The sequence below is a fragment of the Brevibacterium sp. Lmc1 genome, from assembly GCF_057654315.1.
On record NZ_CM172803.1, the window covers coordinates 3,495,387 to 3,510,478 of the forward strand.

A 15,092-nucleotide genomic window follows, 5' to 3' on the forward strand; every position below is an offset into this window, starting at 1 on the left:
CGTCACGTCACCCTGAACGCGCGCAGTGAGTTGCCTCCGCAGACGACCTCATGGTCTTCCCGACAACACATCGGCGATATATCGTTACATATCGTCAGGGCAGTGAACTTCGTGCAATCAGCGGGGTACTGCGGTGTCATCAGACCAGGGAGGTCATCATGAACGAGCCATTCACCCACGGAAGCTCCCATCACCGAGGCGGCGACCGGGGCAGCGCTAGCATCTGGGAGGCGTTCGAGCAGCTGCGCTCATCCTTCGCCCCCAAACAGCCTGCCCGCATGAACCGCGGTGACGTCCGTGCCGGAATCCTCTCGCTGCTGGCAGAGGCCCCGATGCACGGATACCAGATCATCCAGGAGATCGAGGAACGCAGCGGCGGCAGCTGGAAGCCCAGCCCCGGGTCGGTCTATCCGACGCTGCAGCTGCTCACGGACGAGGGTCTCATCAATGCGGAGCCGTCGAGCGGACGCAAGACCTATTCCCTCACCGAGGCGGGACGCGAGCACGTCGAGGCCGACTCCGATTCCGCCGCCCCGTGGGAATCGGTCGGCAGGAGAGAGACTCCGCGCGCGGCCACACTGGCCAAGGCCGGGGTCGAGTTGGCACAGGCCGCCGCTCAGGTCGGACGTTCGGGCAGCAAGGAGCAGGTCGCAGAGGCGGTCACCGAGCTGGAAGAGACCAAACGCAGGCTGTATTCGATCCTCGCTCGGGACTGAGCGATGTCGACGGGAGCCGAACAGAGAAACGTGAGTCCGGATGAGCTCGGCCGAGAAGCCGGTGAGCACAGCGGAGCAGACACTGTCGGCCCTGGCCAGGGTCTTCCCGACCGGAAGCGAGCGCTGCGGTCCCGGTCGTCCCGGATCCTGCGCTTTGCCGCGGCCCAGATGGCCATGGCCTGGTGGTTCGAGCTCGTCCTGCCTCGCATCGGTCTGGGTCGCCTGGCCGCCCGACGACGAGTGGAGCGCTGGCAGTCGACCGCCAGGAAGTTCAGGGCGCTGGCGATCGATCTCGGCGGGCTGATGATCAAGGTGGGCCAGTTCCTCTCCTCCCGCATGGATGTCCTCCCGCCCGAGGTCGCCGCAGAGCTGGCAGACCTGCAGGACGAAGTATCGCCGGTTCCCTTCGACGGGATCAGGCCCCTCGCCGAGGCGCAGCTGGGTATGCGACTCACCACCGCCTTCGCCACTTTCGACCCCCGACCGCTGGCCGCGGCATCACTGGGCCAGGCTCATTCGGCCACCCTGACTCCGGATGTGGCCGCCGAGCTCGGATTCACCGAGGTGGTCGTCAAGGTCCAGCGCCCCGGCATCGCCGACGTCGTCGAGGTGGATCTGCGAACACTGCGCCGGATCGCAGGGTGGCTCTCCCGCGTCGGGTTCATCGCCAGCCGGGTCGATATGCCGGGGCTGGTCGAGGAGTTCGCCCATGTCAGCCTCGAGGAGATCGACTACCTCCACGAGGCGGCGAATGCGGAACAGTTCACCACCGAAGCCGCACGCTTCGCGGACGATGCCGAGCGTTCGGCATCGGGTTCGCCCGGTCCGACGCAGGCCCCGCGAATCGTCTGGGGGCAGACCACGACCCAGGTTCTCACCATGGAGGATGTCTCGGCGATCAAGATCAACGATGTCGCGGCGCTGCGCCGGGCAGGGATCGATCCACGCGAGGTGGCTTCGGCGTTCGCGCACACGATGTTCGATCAGCTCTTCCGCGGCGGCTTCTTCCACGCCGATCCCCATCCCGGCAACATCTTCGTCACTCCCGACCGAACTGGAGCGGTCGAACGCTCGGGTGTCTCTCCGGCGTCCGAGCACATGGGTGGCTCACCGCCGACAGGGGAAACGCACACCTCGACCGGGCATCCCGCCTCGGCGGGGGTCGGCTGGCACCTGACCTTCGTCGACTTCGGAATGATGGGCCACGTTCCTGAGGATCTGCGCTCGGGGCTGCGTGAACTCATCATCGCCGTGGCCACCAGGGATTCCCACCGCCTGGTCACGAGCGTCGAACTCATCGGGGTGCTGCTCGACGGCGCGGACACCGCGGAGCTCGAACGCGCACTGACCGAGCTCTTCTCCCGGTTCGGCGGGATGGGATTCGCTCAGCTGCGCGAGGTCGACGAAAAGGAGCTGCGGGCCTTCTCCAGGGACTTCGAATCGGTGGTCCGCGACCTTCCGGTCCAATTGCCGGAGAACCTCTTCCTCATCATCCGTGCGCTCGCCATGGTCTCTGGTCTGTGCAGCTCACTCGATCCCCGGTTCAACATCTGGGAGGTCGTCGAACCCTATGCACGCGGCCTCATCAGCGACTCACCGGGAGGAGTCGCCGGCTCGGCGACGAAGGAGGCGCTCAACCTCGTGCGTCTGACCCTGAGCCTGCCCGGACGCCTCGACGCACTGGTCACGAAGGTCGAAGACGGCGAGCTCACGGTGTCGACGCCGAAGCTCGATCGTCGGGTGGAAGGGCTCGAACAGCTGGCGCGCGGCGTGATCTCGGCCGTTCTATTCACCGGCTTCGTCATCGGCGGGTCGATCCTGCTGCCGGTGATGACGGTTGGCGGCGTTCTGCTGCTCATCGCCTCGGCACCCGCGCTTCTCCACGCCCTGGTCACTCTGCTGCGACACCGACGGGCAGACCGGCGGAACCGTCGTAGGTGAGGAGTCGGCGGAACCGTCGCAGACGAGGGAGCGGCGACAAGCTGTTCGAGGACGACGCGGCGTTGCCTCCTAGCCGGCCGCTGGTTCGTCGCGGGGAGCACGGAAGGCCGAGGCGAAATCGACCAGCAGGGATTCGTCGCCGTCGACCGTGATCGCCCCTTCCTCTCGTGCGGCTTCGGCTGCGCCATCGGCAAGCAGGTCGCGCAGCCCGGGACCTTCGATCCTCAGGTCAGCTTCTGCCTGGGCCCCTTCCGCAGCCTCCACACCGCGCTCGCTCACGGTCGCATGAGCCGTCGCGGGGCCGGCAGTGATTTCGACTGTGAAGGGTCGGACTCGGGCGTCGGTGCGCGCGGTCAGCAAAGCCGCGGCCAGAGAGGAGTCCGTCGGAACCTCGCCCTCGCGGGGCTCAGCCATCCGCCGTGCACCCCAGCGGCCGAGCTCAATGAGCACCGGACTAAGATCCGAACCGTAGTCGCTGAGGCGGTAGACGACGTTGCGTCCGTCGATGCCGCGCTCGATGATCTCGGCGGCCTCAAGTTCGCGCAACCGCGTGGTCAGCAGGTTCGAGGGGATGCCGGGATTTCCCTGTCGAAGCTCGTTGAAGCGCTTCGGACCGACGAGGAGGTCGCGGAGGATGATGAGCGACCACCGTTCCCCCAGCACCTCGGCTGCCCGAGCCAGACCGCAGAATTGTCCGTACGACTTCATGGTTGACAGCATAGCAATATCAGTTCACTATTGAAACCATAGTTCACTTTCTGAACTTTCTGGGCTGCGGAACCACAGCCCTCAGGAAACGCAACGGCCCGCACGACAACTCGATGAGGAGATCACCATGTCCCGCACTGTCATCGCCGCACTGTTCCAGTCACTCGACGGGATCGCATCCGATCCGTTCAACTTCCAATTCGATTCCTTCGACCAGGAGATGGGCGAGTGGATGACCACGGCCATCGGCGGCGTCGACGACTGCCTCCTCGGCCGTGTCACCTATCAGGAGTGGGAGGGCTACTGGCCGAACCACACAAAAGGCGAGGACGCACCGTTCGCCGACTTCATCAACTCGACTCCCAAGCACATCGCCTCGACAACGCTGTCGCAGGCCGATCTCAGCTGGGAGAACTCGACTCTCATCCAGGGCGAGCTCGTCGACTTCGTCCGCGAGCTCAAAGCCGGCGACGGCGGCAAGATCGCTGTCGAGGGATCGATGTCGATCGTCCGTCAGCTCGTCGAAGCGAACCTCGTCGACGAGCTGACGGTGGCCATCCACCCGGTCGTCGCCGGCAGCGGACGGTCCCTCTTCGAGGGTGGAACGACGACTCGCTTGGAGCTCAAGGACGTGCAGCGGACCAGCAAGGGCAACCTGCTGGCCACCTACGGGCCGTTCCCCGGCTGATCCAGCGGGTGGATCCACCTCGAGATCGTCCGCTTATTCGAGGTGGATCCGCCCGCAGGAGACATCGAAGATTCGAAAAGACAGCTCAGACATCGCCGGACGCACCCGCCTCGGCAGCCAGCCGACGTTCCCGGTAGGCGAAGGTCGCCCAGCCGAGCGCCACGGCCCAGAGCGGGAAGAGCAGCGTCGGCCCGATCGTCACCCACCAGCTGTCGGCGAAGATTTCGGGGGTCCCCGAGAAGATTGTGCGCACCAGGCCGACTCCGCCGGTGAAGATCGCCAGCGACACGATCGTCGCGGGAATCGTCGCCAGAGTGATCGGCACTCGCTTTCCGCCCAGAGGACCAAGCCATGTTGGCAGCCGCTCTCCCCATCTCTGGATGAGACCGAGGGTGAGCAGGATTCCACCGATGGCGGCCAAGGCGAGCGCGAGTCCCGAATGCCAGAGTCCGACACGCTGGCCTTCGTCGTAGAGACCTTCACTCAGGCCGAAGGGAATTCCCACGGCCCAGAGGACCCGCGTCAGGGCATAGAAGCCCGGCACGATGACCGCCACGACGACGGCGATCTTCGCGCTTGCGGTGACCGACGTCGATCTCCCCACGCGTCCGGTACCGTCAACGTCTGCACGCCTGTGACCGGCGGCGGAATCCTCAACATGAACGGTCTCGGTCGAATGACGATGACTGTCCTCGTGAATCCGACGACTGGTCTTCTCCGCACCGGCCCACACGATGATCCACAACAGCGGACCAAGCAGCATGACTCCCTGCCAGATCACCGGAGCCGGGATTGGTGGGAACTGCAGGCTGAGCGCATAGCCGAGGTAGGCCAGCAGCAAGGTGTCGGTGAGCATGACCGTGACCACGGCGGCGAAGGCCAGAACGACAACCCCGAGAACGCGTGCCCCGCCTCTGTCGAAAAGCCGCTGCCGCAGGCGGGTCGCGGTGAGCAGGGCCGCCGAGCCGACAAAGCTGAGCAGGGAGACGGAGCCGATGATGAGACCCGCGAACGGTCCCGGGAGTGCGGCGATCATCGACGTGAACGTCCACTCCTCGGATCCGGCCAGGGGTGAGGCGACGATCCCCAACCCCCAGAGGACCGACATGACGAGAAGGAAGAGCGACCACGCCGAGGCGGCGGCCAGTCCTGCGCGAACGGTGAGATCGGATTGTGGTGACGGATGGTTGACTATGTGAGTGAGCTGTTTCTGTGTCATGACTCCAGGCTCGTCCCCGAAGGCCCGCCGGGGGCTCCCCCACAAGGGTGAATCCGGTTCCCGAGAGGGTGAATGCACACTGGGCGGGTGAACGGCCCTCCCGCCTGCTCACTTTGGGGTCAGGTCTCGACGAACCCCGATTCGAAAGCCTTGATCACCGCTTGTGTCCTGTCACGGGCACCGAGCTTCGACAGCAGCGAACTGACATAGGTCTTCACCGTCTCCGCCCCGAGGAACATCTCCCCGGCGATCTCGGCGTTGCTCATTCCTCTCGACATGAGGGTGAGGACTTCCTGTTCCCGCCTGCTCAGCCCAGCAGAACTCACCACATCGACAGCTCGGTGAGACCGTGCTGCCATGTCCCGGATCTTCTGCGGATAGAGCAGCGCATCTCCCCCGGCCACGGTATGCACCGCCCGGACGAGTTCGGACGGCTGAGCGCGTTTGAGGACGAAGCCGTCAGCGCCCACGCGCAGAGCTTCGAAGACGTAGTCATCGCTGTCGAAGGTCGTGAGGATGAGCACCCGAGGCGGCTCCTGCCTGCTCATAAGCAGCCGCGTTGCCTCCAATCCGTCGAGGTGGGGCATGTGCACATCCATCACCACGACATCAGGATCCAGCCGAGTCACCAGATCGAGTGCTTCCGTCCCGTCATCGCCCTCCCCGACGACCTCGAGTCCCGGGTCGGAGTCGATGATCGCGGCCAGACCCGCACGCACGAGAGGCTCGTCATCGATGAGGATCACCGAAATGGTCATGGCATCTGTCCCTCCGAATACGGCAGTCTCACCTGCAGAATCCATTGTCCGTTCTCGATTCCCCAGTCGGCGCTCCCACCGAACAGAGCAGCCCTCTCACCGATGCCGACGAGTCCGCGTGACTGCCTCGCCGAGGCGGCCGCCCCCTTCGCACCGGCAATCCCCTTCGCATCGCCCGCCGCTTTCGCGTCAGCCGCCGCCTTCCCCTCGGCCCGTCCCTTCTCCGATGAGCCGAGCACCGGGCCGGCGGCCGCGCCGGCATTGCGCGTGACCACTTGTACGCAGTCGGCGCCGATGTCGACGGCCACATCGAGGCCGGGCGTCGTTGCGTGCCGCAGCGAGTTCGTCACCGCCTCGCGCACGATCCGGTGGAGTTCGTGGACCACGGTCGGCGGCAGTCCGGTGGCATCCCCGCTGACCGTCAGTCGGGTGGGGTGCCCGATCGCACGGGCTTCCTCGGCCAATCGGGTGATATCGAGCATTGTTCGCCGAGGCGGCCCCGCACTTCCGCTGTCACCGTCCCCCGCGAGCTCTCCGCCCTCCACTGCTTCGCTCTCGGCGCCATCGAGGGCATCGGCACCATCGATGGCATCAGCAACGCCAAGGGCGTCGGCGTCGCCTGCGGTGCTTTCATCGCTGACTGCGCCGTCGGCCTCCGCACGCAGCAGGGCGAGGACATGGTCCAACTCGGCCACCGCCTCACGGCTGGTGCGAGCGATCTCGTCGACGGCCGCCTCGGCGAGTATCTGATCCTGGTGCAGGGCACGTTTGGCCACAGCTGCCTGCATCATCGTCACGGTCAGGGCATGACCGATCGAGTCGTGGACTTCGCGGGCGAGGACGGTGCGACGGAACCGACGGACTCGCTCGGCCCCGGCGAGCTCAGCCCGGTCAGCGGCCGAGGGGCCGAGCAGGATCTGTGCGTAGTGAGGCAGGAAGTAGCCTTCGGCGATGATCGTGGCCGTGAGGAGAAGCAGGATCACGGGTGCGAGGATCTGCACGAGCCCGGCGGACAGGACGACGACGGACTCGGCACCGGTGCCGGCCGACGGATCGGCATTTCCGGCCGGCGATCCAGCAGTCGCCCCGGCTGGGGAGCCCGCAATGCCGAGGAGTCCGTTCGACAGTTCCGAGGCCTGCTGTGGGTCCGCAACCATCAGGAGCACGGAAGGAAGGACCACGACGACCGTGATCAGGAGCAGGGCACCGGCGAAGGCGTGGCCGAAGTAGAACAGGGCACCGCGGAGGCGATCGGACCAGGTCGGCCGCCTCGGCGGGATGGGGATGGACAGTTCGAGGAGCTGCTCGGCCAGGGTCCGTTCGAGTGCGCGGATGACGGCAAGGAACGCGGGTATGCACAACAGCACGAAGACGACGGCGCTGAAGGCGAGCATGCTGAACGCCAGAGACCGGTCGCTGACCTCGTTCCACGCGGAGACGGCCCAGATGATGACCGCCATATAGGGCACGGCGATGACCCCGCCGATCAGAAGGACCAGCAGTCTGCGCCACAGCTTCGCCGCCCAAGCTCCCATTGCCACCAGACTACAGCGGCGGGCCGACATGAGACGGCGGCCGGAAAGTTTCGCCCGTCGGCCATCCGAATCGGCATCTGCTCCGAATCACCGATACCAGCTATCTTTGGGAAAGGATCGTCATGAATATCTCGATGTCGTCACAGTCGCCCGCCGCTGCACGCGGTGCGCGTTCGCAGGTGCAGATGGTCTCCGGGCTCTTCGGCGCAGTGTTCCTGCTCGTGGGGATCCTCGGCTTCGTCCCGGGCATCACCGCGAATCTCGGCTCGATCAGCTTCGCCGGACACCACACCGACGCGGCACTGCTCGGCCTCTTCCAGGTCACGGTGCTCCACAACATCGTCCACCTGCTCTTCGGAGTCGTCGGGATGCTCGGACTCCGCTCACGTGCACTGGCGAAGAACTACCTCGTCGTCGGCGGAATCATCTATGCGGTGCTGTGGATCTACGGAATGGTGATTCCGATGGAGTCGATGGGCAACTTCGTCGGGCTCAACACCGCCGACAACTGGCTGCACTTCGTCCTCGCCGCGGCCATGATCACCACCGGCTTCGTATTCGGGCGGAAGCCTCGGGGCTGATTCGTCGGCACCGATGTCAGCGATTTCGTCAGAGCCGAGCCCGGGCGCCTCGCGCTCCCGGGCTCGGCTCCGGCGTCAGCGAACAGCAGGAACCGGGTGGCCGGTCAGAGCCCGACGGAGGCCTTGACGATCCACCCGAGCACCACGGCCAACAGCGCGGCGGCCGGGATCGTCAGGAGCCAGACGGCGAACATCGGCACGAAGTACCGGGCTCTGGCGTGGCCCTTGCGCCCGGCGTATTGGGTGCCGAGGATCGATGATCCGAGGACGAAGGTCAGCGACACCGGAACCCGCATGATCAGGGCTGCGGTGTACATGAGGATCGTGGCCGCGCCATCGGCGATGGAGGATTTGAGGGGATCGAGGCGAACCATGCGCACGGAAAGTGTCTGGACCACTCGCCACCCGCTCAATCCGGTGCCCAGAGCCAGAGCCGCGGCGATGAGGAGGCGCACCGGCCAAGAGATGTCGACCACGGAGAGGACATCGTGCTGCTGCGTGTCGAAGGCGAGAATGGCGACCATGACGAGGGCCGCGATCTTCTGCGCGTCCTGAACCCCGTGGACAAGCGACAGGGCCGCCGTGAGCACGGAGTCGACCATGCGCGCACCCCGGAAAAGCGGCTTGGGTGGAGTGGAGGCGAGCGACTTCGACAGGATGAGCGTGAGCACCCACGCGAGGATGAACCCGAGAATCGGTGAGAGCACCAGCGGCCACACCACGGAGTCCATCGCTTCACCGGTATTCACGGAGAACCCGAACACGACTCCCGCGCCGAGCAGGCCGCCGATCAGACAGTGGGTCGACGACACCGGCAGCGCGAGATAGTAGGTGAACAGGCTCCACGTCGTCGCTGCGACGAAGGCGATCAGCAGGGTGGTCAGGATGACGTCTGTCGAACCGGAGAAGAGCACGATCTGGTTGGCCACGACGATGGCGATTCCCTCACCGAGGAGCGCACCGATGAAGTTGAAGATGACGGCCAGGCTGAGCGCCCAGCCCGGTCGCATCGCACGTCCGACGACCGCGTTGCCGACGGTCAGGGCGGCATCGTGGAATCCGTTCGAGCCGGCGAAGATCACCGCGGCGATGACGACTGCCGCCAAGAGCAGCTCCACGGACTACGACTCCTTGATCGCGATGGCTGCGACGACCTTGCCGAGTTCGGTGAACCCGTGGGCGGCCCGGACGAAAGCCTGCCCGAGTTGGGACACGGCGGCCATATACGTCAGTCCCCGTTTGGAGTTCGGCACCGCGTCCGACATCCGCCACTGCAGGCTCTCGACCTGGTAGGTCAGCCGGTTGATCGCGTCGACGTAGTCCCACTGGTCGAGCTTGCCCGGCAGGCGGGTGATCATCCGCGAGGTGTGGTCAGTCTGATTCGACAGCACGGCCAGGGTCTCGGGGACGCCGGAGGGCAGCGGGTCGAAGGCTCCGGAGGCGAGAACGTATCCGACTCCGTGCAGCCGGTGGCAGATATCGCGCATGTGGTGGCTGAGCAGGTAGAGGTCGTTGCGATCGAACGGGGTGATGTAGTTCTCGCGCAGTGCGCGGAGCATCGCGCCCATGTCCTCATCGGCCCTGTCCCCGATCTCGCGGAGGCGGTCGGCGACGTCGCGTCGTTCGCTGATTTCGATTCCGGAGAGTTCGGCGAGCACCAGGTTGCACTGCCGCATCTGTGAGACGAGATCGGACAACCGCTCATAGAACACCTTGTCCTGCGGTACCCGCTTGAGCCGCATGCGCTCCTCCTGCCCGGGGCCCGGACAAGCCGGACGAATATGCATGATGCCTCAATGATATGTGCCGGACGCTGAACCGAGAGCGCCTCTCGGCGGAAGGCCGCTCGAAGCGGCTGAATTTGGAGCCCGGGGCTTCAGCGATCCAGCGTCCGGTGGCCCGAAGGCCACCCCCTACGATACTCGTTCATGCTCATGAATCCACCGCCGAGGCGGCTCTTCGTCCGTTGAGAATCTCACAGTCGATGTCGTGGTCGGGCGGGAATATCCGGTCCCTACGGGGACCACGCTCATTCGGTCGGGCGGGGCCGCCTCGGCGAGGGGATTGCCGGCGAGCTGAGGATCAGTCGAGGCCGCCTCGGCGATGGGCGACCGCGGCGTCGGACAGGTCTTGGGAGAGCTGGCGCAGGCGGACGGCGGTGTCGTGGTCGTCGGCGCCTGCCGCGCAGATGCCGACGAAGGCGGAGGCGCGCAGCAGCGCAATGACGACGTCACCGCGGAAGGCGCCGACGAGGATCTCGTCGATGGCGTGGGCCACTTCGTCGGGTCCGGCGGGCAGTTCGACGCCGGCGAGGATCTCGTCGTAGCCGATGCCCTCGGTGACGCGGCGTTGGCCGTCGGAGAACATCTCGGCGAGTTCGCGAGGTGCGGACTTGATCCATTGGCGCAGGGCGTAGAGGCGCCACAATGCGCCGGGTGCGGAGACGGCGGGAGCGGCTGACCACATCTCGGCGATGATCTCGAAGCCGATGTCATCGGCGAGTTCGACGAAGCGCCTGGTGGCAGCCTCGTCGCGGTTTCCCTCTGCATCGCCGAGCAGCAGTGCCGCGGTGGCGTGCGAGGTCTCCGAACGGGCGACGGGATCGTCGACGGCACCGACGGAGTCGAGGTCGGCCAGGGGGACGGGACGGTGGAATGCGCGCTGTGACATGGTCAGGGCAGTTTAGTCCCTGTCAGGGTGCGCGGACTAGGACGTGGAGCACATTCGGGCTTTCGCCGCACGGTCAGGTTCTGCTCCCGGGACTCACAACGGACGCTATTAAACTTGAGTCTGATTCGTGACTGCGACCGGCAGTCGCGAGTGACCGAAACGAGGAGGAACTCTCGTGGCAAAATCATCAGTGGCGAAGAAGGGTCTCGACAAGGCTGCGAAGTTGGCAGTCAATGACGATGGGACCCTCAATCCCCGCGCCCAGTCGATGTTGTCGCGTCTGCTGTCCGTGCAGCGGCCCGTCGCCCTGGCTTATGTGCGCAGTCTGCGCCGCCGGCATCCGGACGCGACCCCCGAAGAGCTCATCACGATCATTCGCCGGCACTATCTGACCCTGACGACCTCGGGCGGAGCCGCGGTCGGTGCGACCGCCGCCGTTCCGGGGTTGGGCACGACGGCCGCGCTGGGTGTCGCCAGCGTCGAGACCGCTGGCTTCCTGGAAGGCACTGCACTGTTTGCGCAGGCCATCGCAGAGATCCACGGACTGCCGGTGGCCGATGCCAAGCGGGCGAACGCCCTGGTCCTCGGCCTGATGCTGGGCAAGGACGGGAAGAACCTCATCCAGAAGTTCGGCAAGCAGAACGGCGGCGTGGAGTCGATGTTCGGCAGCTGGGGCGCCACCGTGACCAAGCAGCTGCCGGCCCCGCTGGTCGATCTGCTCGTGCGCAAGCTGCGCAAGACCTTCATCCGCAAGTTCGCCGCCCGTGCCGGCGGATCGCTGGTCGGTCGGCTGCTGCCCTTCGGCGTCGGCGCTGTCATCGGTGCCGTGGTGAATGCGCAGATGGCGCGGAAGGTCGCTGGGGAATCGAAGGAGGCCTTCGGTGCTGCGCCGACGGTCTTCCCCATCGAGACCGACCCCGAGTACGTTGCGCCGAAGAAGGATCGGAAGCTGCTCGCGGGCCTGAGCAATATCCGTGCCCTGCTCGGGAAGGTCAAGAAGAACAAGGCCATCGAGTCCGACGTCATCGAGCCCACGGATCCCGAAGAACTCGAGGCCCCTGACGGTCTGCCTCGTACGTACACCGCTGAGGATCGGCGCGGACTGGAGAAGTGAGCCGCGGAGCTTCGTCGGGAGGAAGTCGACGGACTCCCTCCCGACGGCGGTTCCTGGTTTGAGTAATTCGGGCGCGAACCTCTACTATTGGTTCGTCTCCATCATGCGTCAACAGGCCTGTGTACTGCGCTTGTGATGGGGCGGGGCCTCTAGCTCAGTTGGTAGAGCAGCGGACTTTTAATCCGCGGGTCGTGGGTTCGATCCCCACGGGGCCCACCTAGCCTGACCAGGCATGATACATGGCACCCCCGAAGCTGCGAGCTTCGGGGGTGCATCATTTTCAGCAGATTTTCAGCAGACGATTCAGTTCTCCCACCGACCGCGGACGGTCGAGAAGGGTTGTACCGGAACTGGCACAGGATGTTGCCTGACGAACACCCCCTGCGGGCCGGCAACCGCATAGAGTCGGAGTCATCGACCGGTCAGCAGCGAGAAGGATACGCACAATGAGTTCGAACTACCGCGCCCAAGCTGGGCTTGCCGTCAACGGCCCTGGTCCTTGGCGCAACCGCAGTCCGCTGACCCCGGCGCCATTGGTTCGGCGCTGGTGGGCGAGGGTCCTCGACGCGATCTTCGTCCTCTTCTGCACCGGTACGGTCGTCGGTGTCGCCATTGCCCTCGCCGGGATCAAAATCATCTCGCTCGATGCTGCTACTGGAGTTGCTCTCGCCAGCTATCCGTTGATGGCACTGGTGTTCGGAGCCCTCTACGGCTGCACCGTCTCCCCCGGCCAGGCGCTGTGCGGAGTCGTCACGCTCAAGCACAGCGGCAGACGCGTCGGATTCTGGAGGGGCACGACGCGCTATCTGGCGATCGCGTTCTTCCCGATCACGGTCGTTCTCCTCATCTGGACGATCTTCGACGCACCGACGCTGGACCTGGATCCGATCGACGTCTATTACCGCAGGGCTCCACAGGTCTGGTAGATCCGGCTCTCGGGTACGGATCACCGTCGTCGCGCGATGATGAGTCCGCGGAACGCTCCCTGGTTGGCTGCGACCTCGGCATTGGGCATTGACGTCGCAGCACCTGACCTGCGTGTTGCGATGAGCGCGTCGTCTTCACCGAGGAGGGTGTCGGTGAAGTACCTGTCGACCGCCTGCCACTCGTCGGCTGCCGGGTAGCGGTTAGCCGGTGCGGAGGATTCGCTTTCGCTCATGCCTTCATTCTTGCGCATCGGTCGGCAGTGCTCCCCGCGAGTGCTGACTCGGTCCGCACCTCACCCCGAGGCCAGAGTCTGTGTCCCGACGACGCCGAGCAGCTCCAAACGACCCGCTGTCTCGGTGCCTTCGAGAGGCAAGAAGACAAGCAGCGAGATGTCATCGTCGGGAGTGAGAAGCACCTCGCACCGGAAATCGAGTCGACCGACGTCCTTGTGGGCGATCGCTTTGATGTCGGAATGGCGAACCGCGACGTCGTGCCGCTCCCACAGTCCGGCGAACTCCTCGCTGATGTCGATGAGGTCGGCGATGAACTCCCGCACGCGCCGGTCACCCGACCGCTTGGCGTATGTCGCCCGCAGATCGCTCACATGTGTCGCCGAGATCCTGTCCCAGTCCTCTTCGGGCATCGGCCGTGACTCCGGGTCCTCGAACCACTTCCAGATCAGATTCCTCTCACGTCCCGGCTCCTCCGGCAGATCGCCGAACAGAGCACGCCCCGTCGGGTTCCGCCAGACGACCTCGCCGAGGTCGGTGACAATGACGGCCGGCACATCGACGAGCCGATTCGCCACGGCGATGAGCCCGGGCCGAATATGCCCGTCCGAACTGCGCGGCGGGACCGGGTGTCCTGCGAGATGCAGCAGGTGATCGCGCTGGTCCCGGTCGCACTGCAGCGCACGGGCGACGGCGCTGACGACTCCGGCCGACGGCGTCGCTCCTCTGCCCTGTTCGAGGCGGGAGTAGTAGTCGACGGAGACGCCCGCGAGCATCGCCACTTCCTCACGTCTGAGTCCCGGCGTGCGCCGGCGAACCGTGGTGCCCACACCGACGTCTTCGGGTCGCAGGCTCTCGCGGCGACGGCGGAGGAAATCGGCGAGGCCCGAACGATCAGTCATCGCCCCATTATCTGCCTGCTGCCCGACAGCAGCCAGGGACAACTTGTCCCTGGACCGACAGTGCATTCTCACCGGCGCTCAATGCGAGCAGACTCATTGACATGACTATTGAAAACAACTCGCAGACCATCGACCATCGCCGACTGGGCACCGCAGGACCCATCGTCACATCGCCCGGCCTCGGCGCAATGAGTATGTCCGGTGCCTACGGCCCGACCTCTGACGCTGAGGGAATCGCCGCCATCCACACCTACCTCGACGCCGGAGGCACCCTCATCGACACCGGCGATTTCTACGGAGCAGGCCACAACGAGATGCTCATCGGCCGTGCGCTGAGCCAGCGCAGCCGTGACGACGTCATCCTCTCGGTCAAGTTCGGGGCCGTGCTCTCACCTGACGGATCCTTCATCGGCTTCGACTCGCGCCCCGATGCAATCCGAAACTCCTTTGCCTACTCGCTGCGACGTCTCGGCGCAGATCATGTCGACGTCTACCGGCCGGCACGCCTTGACCCGAATATCCCTATCGAAGAGACCGTGGGGGCTATCGCCGAACTCGTCGAGGCCGGGTACGTCCGGTCGATCGGATTGAGCGAGGTCAGTGCGGAGACGATCCGCAGGGCGGCAACGGTCGCTCCGATCAGCGACCTGCAGATCGAGTACTCGCTGCTCACCCGTTCCATCGAGTCCAATGGGATCCTGGCCGCCTGCCGCGAGCTCGGAATCGGCATCACTGCTTACGGGGCGCTGGCGAAGGGACTGTTCGCGGGCAAGACCGGCGGGAATCGAGCGATGTTCCCCCGCTTCCAAGGGGAGAACCTCGAACACAACGAAACGATCATATCGGCATTGGGTTCGGTCGCCTCGGCGAAGGGGATCACGCTGCCCCAGCTGGCGATCGCCTGGGTCGCAGCACAGGGTGAGGACATCGTCCCCGTCGTCGGTTCGCGCACCGTCCAGCAGGTACGAGCGACACTGAGCAGCACCGAGGTGGAGCTGAGTTCAGTTGATCTCGCAGAGATCGACGAGGTCCTCTCCAGAACCGAGGTACGTGGCGATCGCTACCCGAGTGCGCTTATGGCGCAGCTGGACAGCGAACGCTGA

16 protein-coding genes and 1 tRNA gene are annotated in these 15,092 nt (G+C 65.4%); 8 read left to right on the plus strand and 9 right to left on the minus strand.

Translation table 11 applies throughout. From position 1 onward, the window contains the following. The first annotated feature begins 158 nt into the window (after nt 1-158). The gene (locus AC239G_RS15640) at nt 159-716 is read left to right on the plus strand and encodes a PadR family transcriptional regulator (RefSeq protein ID WP_139468088.1); all 558 of its coding nucleotides are present in this window, start codon (nt 159-161) and stop codon (nt 714-716) included. Between the two features lie 168 nt (nt 717-884). Then, a complete protein-coding gene (locus AC239G_RS15645) occupies nt 885-2,657 on the plus strand; it encodes an ABC1 kinase family protein (protein WP_229663994.1) in 1,773 nt (590 codons plus the stop codon). 69 nt (nt 2,658-2,726) lie between these two features. On the opposite strand, the gene AC239G_RS15650 is transcribed toward AC239G_RS15645, so the two are convergent. Continuing rightward, nucleotides 2,727-3,365, minus strand: a complete 639-nt coding sequence (locus AC239G_RS15650; protein WP_139468086.1) for a winged helix-turn-helix transcriptional regulator — start codon at nt 3,363-3,365, stop codon at nt 2,727-2,729. 127 nt (nt 3,366-3,492) lie between these two features. Between AC239G_RS15650 and AC239G_RS15655 the strand changes: the two genes are divergently transcribed. Further along, entirely contained in the window at nt 3,493-4,053 is a 561-nt protein-coding gene (locus AC239G_RS15655; protein ID WP_139468085.1) for a dihydrofolate reductase family protein, read from the plus strand. 85 nt (nt 4,054-4,138) lie between these two features. On the opposite strand, the gene AC239G_RS15660 is transcribed toward AC239G_RS15655, so the two are convergent. The 3 genes from AC239G_RS15660 to AC239G_RS15670 form a co-directional block, all read right to left on the minus strand. Then, nucleotides 4,139-5,272 (minus strand): hypothetical protein, encoded by a 1,134-nt coding sequence (locus tag AC239G_RS15660; RefSeq protein ID WP_139468084.1) that lies wholly within the window; start codon nt 5,270-5,272, stop codon nt 4,139-4,141. A 119-nt stretch (nt 5,273-5,391) separates the two neighbouring features. Next, a complete protein-coding gene (locus AC239G_RS15665; RefSeq protein WP_139468083.1) occupies nt 5,392-6,030 on the minus strand; it encodes a response regulator transcription factor in 639 nt (212 codons plus the stop codon). After that, the gene (locus AC239G_RS15670; RefSeq protein ID WP_434591652.1) at nt 6,027-7,565 is read right to left on the minus strand and encodes a sensor histidine kinase; all 1,539 of its coding nucleotides are present in this window, start codon (nt 7,563-7,565) and stop codon (nt 6,027-6,029) included. Before AC239G_RS15670 ends, AC239G_RS15665 begins: the two co-directional genes overlap by 4 nt. Before the next feature lie 122 nt (nt 7,566-7,687). Here AC239G_RS15670 and AC239G_RS15675 point away from each other — a divergent pair, with 122 nt between their 5' ends. After that, the gene (locus AC239G_RS15675) at nt 7,688-8,146 is read left to right on the plus strand and encodes a DUF4383 domain-containing protein (protein WP_229663967.1); all 459 of its coding nucleotides are present in this window, start codon (nt 7,688-7,690) and stop codon (nt 8,144-8,146) included. Nucleotides 8,147-8,250: 104 nt separating this feature from the next. On the opposite strand, the gene AC239G_RS15680 is transcribed toward AC239G_RS15675, so the two are convergent. The 3 genes from AC239G_RS15680 to AC239G_RS15690 form a co-directional block, all read right to left on the minus strand. Then, nucleotides 8,251-9,264, minus strand: a complete 1,014-nt coding sequence (locus AC239G_RS15680; RefSeq protein ID WP_487489227.1) for an anion permease — start codon at nt 9,262-9,264, stop codon at nt 8,251-8,253. A gap of 3 nt (nt 9,265-9,267) precedes the next feature. Continuing rightward, entirely contained in the window at nt 9,268-9,888 is a 621-nt protein-coding gene (locus tag AC239G_RS15685; RefSeq protein WP_101543807.1) for a DUF47 domain-containing protein, read from the minus strand. Between the two features lie 340 nt (nt 9,889-10,228). Continuing rightward, on the minus strand, nt 10,229-10,816 hold the full coding sequence (locus AC239G_RS15690) for a hypothetical protein (RefSeq protein WP_229663966.1): 588 nt from the start codon (nt 10,814-10,816) through the stop codon (nt 10,229-10,231). Nucleotides 10,817-10,991: 175 nt separating this feature from the next. Here AC239G_RS15690 and AC239G_RS15695 point away from each other — a divergent pair, with 175 nt between their 5' ends. The 3 genes from AC239G_RS15695 (at nt 10,992) to AC239G_RS15705 (ending at nt 12,856) form a co-directional block, all read left to right on the plus strand. Further along, nucleotides 10,992-11,930, plus strand: coding sequence for a hypothetical protein (locus tag AC239G_RS15695; protein ID WP_434591657.1), 939 nt, complete (start codon nt 10,992-10,994; stop codon nt 11,928-11,930). Nucleotides 11,931-12,073: 143 nt separating this feature from the next. Then, nucleotides 12,074-12,146: transfer RNA gene (locus tag AC239G_RS15700), tRNA-Lys, on the plus strand. A gap of 230 nt (nt 12,147-12,376) precedes the next feature. Then, a complete protein-coding gene (locus tag AC239G_RS15705; RefSeq protein WP_434591660.1) occupies nt 12,377-12,856 on the plus strand; it encodes an RDD family protein in 480 nt (159 codons plus the stop codon). Between the two features lie 20 nt (nt 12,857-12,876). Here AC239G_RS15705 and AC239G_RS15710 read toward each other — a convergent pair whose 3' ends face one another. Together AC239G_RS15710 and AC239G_RS15715 are read right to left on the minus strand one after the other, a co-directional pair. Further along, nucleotides 12,877-13,089 (minus strand): hypothetical protein, encoded by a 213-nt coding sequence (locus AC239G_RS15710; protein ID WP_039209588.1) that lies wholly within the window; start codon nt 13,087-13,089, stop codon nt 12,877-12,879. 60 nt (nt 13,090-13,149) lie between these two features. Beyond that, nucleotides 13,150-13,989 carry a helix-turn-helix transcriptional regulator gene (locus AC239G_RS15715; RefSeq protein WP_482400769.1) on the minus strand — a complete coding sequence of 280 codons (840 nt, stop codon included), beginning with the start codon at nt 13,987-13,989 and terminating at the stop codon, nt 13,150-13,152. A 101-nt stretch (nt 13,990-14,090) separates the two neighbouring features. Here AC239G_RS15715 and AC239G_RS15720 point away from each other — a divergent pair, with 101 nt between their 5' ends. After that, on the plus strand, nt 14,091-15,092 hold the full coding sequence (locus AC239G_RS15720) for an aldo/keto reductase (RefSeq protein ID WP_434591666.1): 1,002 nt from the start codon (nt 14,091-14,093) through the stop codon (nt 15,090-15,092).